At 42.4% G+C, this 4,510-nt stretch carries 6 protein-coding genes; 5 read left to right on the forward strand and 1 reads right to left on the reverse strand.

The window, feature by feature from the left end; genetic code table 11:
• Positions 1 to 598 (forward strand): sensor histidine kinase (locus tag WBA89_RS15225; protein WP_424407791.1); only part of this gene is annotated, 598 nt, incomplete at its 5' end.
• Positions 599 to 620: 22 nt separating this feature from the next.
• Here WBA89_RS15225 and WBA89_RS15230 read toward each other — a convergent pair.
• Entirely contained in the window at positions 621 to 944 is a 324-nt protein-coding gene (locus tag WBA89_RS15230) for a hypothetical protein (RefSeq protein ID WP_424407793.1), read from the reverse strand.
• Between the two features lie 282 nt (positions 945 to 1,226).
• Between WBA89_RS15230 and WBA89_RS15235 the strand changes: the two genes are divergently transcribed.
• The 4 genes from WBA89_RS15235 (at position 1,227) to WBA89_RS15250 (ending at position 4,365) form a co-directional block, all read left to right on the forward strand.
• Positions 1,227 to 1,886 carry a Fe2+-dependent dioxygenase gene (locus WBA89_RS15235; RefSeq protein WP_424407795.1) on the forward strand — a complete coding sequence of 220 codons (660 nt, stop codon included), beginning with the start codon at positions 1,227 to 1,229 and terminating at the stop codon, positions 1,884 to 1,886.
• A gap of 252 nt (positions 1,887 to 2,138) precedes the next feature.
• Complete coding sequence (locus WBA89_RS15240) at positions 2,139 to 2,513, forward strand: NirD/YgiW/YdeI family stress tolerance protein (protein WP_424407797.1); 375 nt, start codon at positions 2,139 to 2,141, stop codon at positions 2,511 to 2,513.
• Between the two features lie 257 nt (positions 2,514 to 2,770).
• Complete coding sequence (locus WBA89_RS15245; RefSeq protein ID WP_424407799.1) at positions 2,771 to 3,586, forward strand: calcium-binding protein; 816 nt, start codon at positions 2,771 to 2,773, stop codon at positions 3,584 to 3,586.
• 194 nt (positions 3,587 to 3,780) lie between these two features.
• Entirely contained in the window at positions 3,781 to 4,365 is a 585-nt protein-coding gene (locus tag WBA89_RS15250) for a PepSY domain-containing protein (RefSeq protein WP_424407801.1), read from the forward strand.
• The last annotated feature ends 145 nt before the right edge of the window (positions 4,366 to 4,510 follow it).

The raw sequence follows: 4,510 nt of genomic DNA on the forward strand, positions 1-4,510 counted from the left end.
TCATCCTGAGAGAATTCATGCAGCAGATGTTAAGAAAATGGCGGCGATCGACTCTGCTACTAAACAGATGACTCAGTTAGTTGAAGACTTACTTTTATTAACTAGAATGGATGCACCAGCAGCCACGATCGTCCGCGAGTGGATAGCGGTTCCGCTAGACGAACTATTAGAGGATTTGCTAGATTTGTGGGAACTGCAAGCTCAAGAAAAGCAAATTATTCTCAAGTCTAATTTAGCCATTGATACGTCTGTAATGGGAGATGCCGCACAGCTCACTCGTTTGTTTTGCAACTTGATTGGAAACGCAATTCATTACACACCAGCGGGCGGAATTGTAACTGTTTCTCTGAGCAGAAAGAACCGATCGACAATTGTTAGTGTAGAGGATACTGGCATCGGCATTGCTTCAGAAGATGTTAAGTTTGTTTTCGACAGATTTTGGAGAGCAGATCGAGCCAGAAATCGCCGCGCAGGGGGTTTGGGGATGGGATTGGCGATCGCCCAAGCAATTGTCCAAAGCCACCGAGGAGAAATTAGCGTTACCAGTCAGCTAGGAGTAGGTAGCTGTTTTCAAGTAAAATTTTCCTCAGTAGCTTAAAAGTTTATATTAATAGAAAACCTTAACTCTCCCCGGATTCTCCAATTTCTCCAATTTCTCCAATTTCTCCAATTTCTCCAATTTCTCCTATTTCCCCTATTTCCCCTATTTCCCCTATTTCCCCTATTTCCCCTGTTTCCCCTTGTTCGTAACCACTGCTAATCATTAAGACGATCGGTTCAACGGGCTTGCTGTTGCTCGTCGATGAATTAGCAGCATTACTTGAAAGAAAAATAGGGGAAAATCGATTGACACTGCTATCATTCTGGGATGCGATCGCACTAGCAGCTACAGAAGTTAAAACACAAGCTCCAACGCCGATCCAAATCTTAGTTTTACTTTGCATCTTTCAAAAAGCCTTATTCTGGGTGATTATACCAAATCCGGGTTAAAAATCCCCTTTATTTCTTAGTCCGCGGAGGCGGACTTCGTTTGACAAGGAGCGGTTTCAACCGCCGAATCATAGAGGAGATAAAAAGGCAGGATTTGGTATTACTACTATCCCAGAAAAAAGTAAAGAACTCGGAAAGAACCCAAAATATCTAAAAATTGTTTGCACAGACATTACCTTATTGCTACAATGCGAGTCCATTAGCAACCTGTAGGAGTGTCCCAAATGATTATCTGTATGGCCAATATTCTGACTTCAGAGGAATTAGGATTAATTGTCGATCGCCTAAAAGATGCTGAATTTGTCGATGGGAAGTTAACAGCAGGTTGGTACGCCCGACAAGTAAAAAATAATTCTCAACTCAAAAATGATGCGGCTCCAACTCAGGAACTCAGAAAATTAGTCAATCAAGCACTAAAACGCAATTCTTTATTCCAAATAGCGGCGCGCCCCAAAGCCATGCGTCCCATTATGTTTAGTCGCTATCACGGAGGGATGTACTACGGGACACATATTGACAATGCGATTATGGGAGATGAAAAACTTACGCGATCGGATTTGTCTCTCACTCTATTTCTCAGCGATCCTGCAACTTACACGGGCGGGGAATTAGTGATTGAAAGTGCCCAAGGCGAACAAGCTTTTAAACTTGATGCTGGCTCGATGGTTGTTTATCCTACTACAACTTTACATCGTGTGGAACCAGTCACCGAAGGTGAAAGACTAGCGGCGGTGACTTGGGTGCAGAGTTTAGTTCGGGATGCTCACAATCGAGAAATCCTCTTTGATTTGGATACGGTTCGCGATACGCTTTCTCAGAAGTCAGGAAAGACAGCGGAGTTTGACTTGCTATCCAAAAGCATTGCTAATTTGCTCCGAAAATGGGCTGATGTTTAGGTTGAGGAAGTCATAGAGGCGTTTAAATAAATTTTATGTCTTTCCGAGTTCTTTACTTTTATTTGTCACAATCCTAATATAGCAATCCTAAATCATTATCACGGGCGGCGAACCTAAATGTGATTTCCCCAAAATCCATCCTTCTGGACACTCAAGATGCCGTGTCCAGGACACGGCTCGGCCTTAGTCCCTACAGGTACAAGAAAATTATTTAGGATTACTATAGCACTGATTGCCAGGAAATAACAACTCATGAAACGGAAAAATATTTTTAGTTTGCTCGCAGTTACAACGATTCTTTCAGTAGCGGCCAGTTCTGCCTTTGCACAAGCTATAACTCGAATCCGCGATTTGCGACCGAGAACACCAACTACCATCTCTGGAAAAGTAATCGGTTTTGGAGAAGCTGATGAAAATGAGTGGATTATCGACGACGGTAGCGGTGGAATTAGAGTCGATGCTGGCCCCCGCTCGTGGCGCAATATTAATGTATCAAGAGGTGAAACAATCAGAGTTGTTGGCGAGATGGACGACGATGAATTCGATGCTTTTTCTGTTACTCGCTCGAACGGCTCAGTAATTAACATCCGCTCTCCCCAAAACAGGGAGCCTTGGGGGGACGATTAACTGCAAAATTGTGCGCTATCTGTCTGCACAGCCTGGGATGCAGCTTTACAAATAGACCCTAGGGTTTTAGCTAACTGACCAAATATAGCAATCCTAAATCATTATCCAGGCGGCGAAGATAAATGTGATTTCCCCAAAATCCATCCTCCGGGACACTCAAGATGCCGTGTCTAGGACACGGCTTAGCCTTAGTCCCTACAGGTACAAGAAAATCATTTAGGATTGCTATAGATAAGTTAAACAACAAGAATCTGACAATGAGTAACGAAACTAAAATTTGGACAAGCATCGGACAGTCATATCTAACCAAAGATAATTCGATCGATGTAAATATAGCGTCATCGGAGAGATACCAACTCTCAATCAGTAACAGTGGCGAATTTGGCGAATTTGGCGAATTTGGTGAAAGTGGCGAATTTGGTGAAAGTGGCGAATTTGGCGAATTTGGTGAAAGTGGCGAATTTGGCGAAAGTGGCGAATTTGGTTACGAGACAAATTTTTCGATAGGTCAACCTGTAACTTCTTCCACTTCTAGCCCCTTTACGGGCAATTTTCCCATAATTTTTCAGGGATACGAAAGGGGCGATAATTTTTATCAGATTGAAATTGAAGGTACAAATGGTAGCGACATCTTAACAGGAATTCCTGGAAATAATGTTTCTTTAGAAGGACGCAGGGGCAATGATATTCTGAGCGGCAACAATGGCAATGATGAACTAGAAGGTGGCAAGGGTCAAGATACCCTTGATGGCGGTGCAGGAAATGATATTCTCGATGGAGGGAGGGGTAAAGATATTCTGACCGGCGGTATGGGTTCGGATCTATTTGAGCTAGAATGGCGATCGGCTACAAATATTCTCGATCTCGCTGATATCATCACGGACTTTCAAAAAGGCGCAGACATACTTGAGCTGGAAGATGGCTTAGGAATGTCTAACATTAATATCACTCAAGGAACTGGAATTTATGCTGGAGATACTCTGATACAGCTAGCAAATACTGGTCAATATTTGGCAGTCTTGAAAGGAGTTAATGCTGGAAATATCAACCAGGCTGATTTCATTTTTTCATAATGGTAATACTTGCACTAAAACTGTTGCTTTGCAACATTAATTAGCCACTTTGAGCAAAGAAACCGGGTTGTTTACCGAATCTGCAGGTGACAATGAAATATTTTTCCAAAAAAACCCGGTTTCTGCCTGCCCGTGCATTTAATAATATCTGATTTTTTAACAACAAAATATCTAAAAAATAGGATAATCAATAGATGGCTAGCGCTAACTTTCGCAAACTTCACCGCCAAGTTGCACCGATTATTTTCATCCCTTTACTATTAACAGCCATAACGGGAGTTGCCTATCGGCTGGGAGAAGATTTGTTGGGCATAGAAGGTGATGCTGCCAAGATTTTTATGAATATTCACCAAGGAAGCTATCTCGGAAAGGAACTCAGACCATTTTATGTGCTTTTGCTGGCTTTGGGAGTGATTGGGCTGATAGTCACTGGTTTGACGATGACCAAATTTTTGGGTGGCGCACGCCCTGAAATACCAGGTGCTAAACTTGATTTTCGTAAGGTTCACCGTATTGCTACACCGATTATTGTCTTGCCTTTAGCCGTGAGTACAGTCACAGGTGTAATCTACCGAGTTGGCAGAAGTTGGTTTAAGATGCCGAAAGAGGTAGGAGAAGTTTTTTTGAATATCCACCAAGGAGAATATTTGGGAGATTTTTTGATGCCAATCTATGTGTTTTTTGTTGGTATTGGTGCGATTTTGCTGCTGGTAACAGGAATCAATATGACTGGTATTTTTCGGAAACGCCGCCAGCAAACAACAGAGGAAGATAGCTAATAGACATCTCCCAAAAAGCCTCTGAAGAACAGGCATGATGCCTGTTCCACAATAATTATGGGAGATGTCTAATAGATTTGTTTTTCGGGGATAACTGATGAATATCGTGGTTTGAATCTTCTCTACAGTTGCATCTTTTTTGGGG

This window comes from Microcoleus sp., assembly GCF_049646505.1.
Classification (GTDB): Bacteria; Cyanobacteriota; Cyanobacteriia; order Cyanobacteriales; family Microcoleaceae; genus Microcoleus.

Bases quoted from the DNA above. Each gene is read 5' to 3' on its own strand.
- WBA89_RS15230 (WP_424407793.1), bottom strand. From the start codon at position 944: ATGCAAAGTAAAACTAAGATTTGGATCGGCGTTGGAGCTTGTGTTTTA.
- WBA89_RS15235 (WP_424407795.1), top strand. From the start codon at position 1,227: ATGGCCAATATTCTGACTTCAGAGGAATTAGGATTAATTGTCGATCGC.
- WBA89_RS15240 (WP_424407797.1), top strand. From the start codon at position 2,139: ATGAAACGGAAAAATATTTTTAGTTTGCTCGCAGTTACAACGATTCTT.
- WBA89_RS15245 (WP_424407799.1), top strand. From the start codon at position 2,771: ATGAGTAACGAAACTAAAATTTGGACAAGCATCGGACAGTCATATCTA.
- WBA89_RS15250 (WP_424407801.1), top strand. From the start codon at position 3,781: ATGGCTAGCGCTAACTTTCGCAAACTTCACCGCCAAGTTGCACCGATT.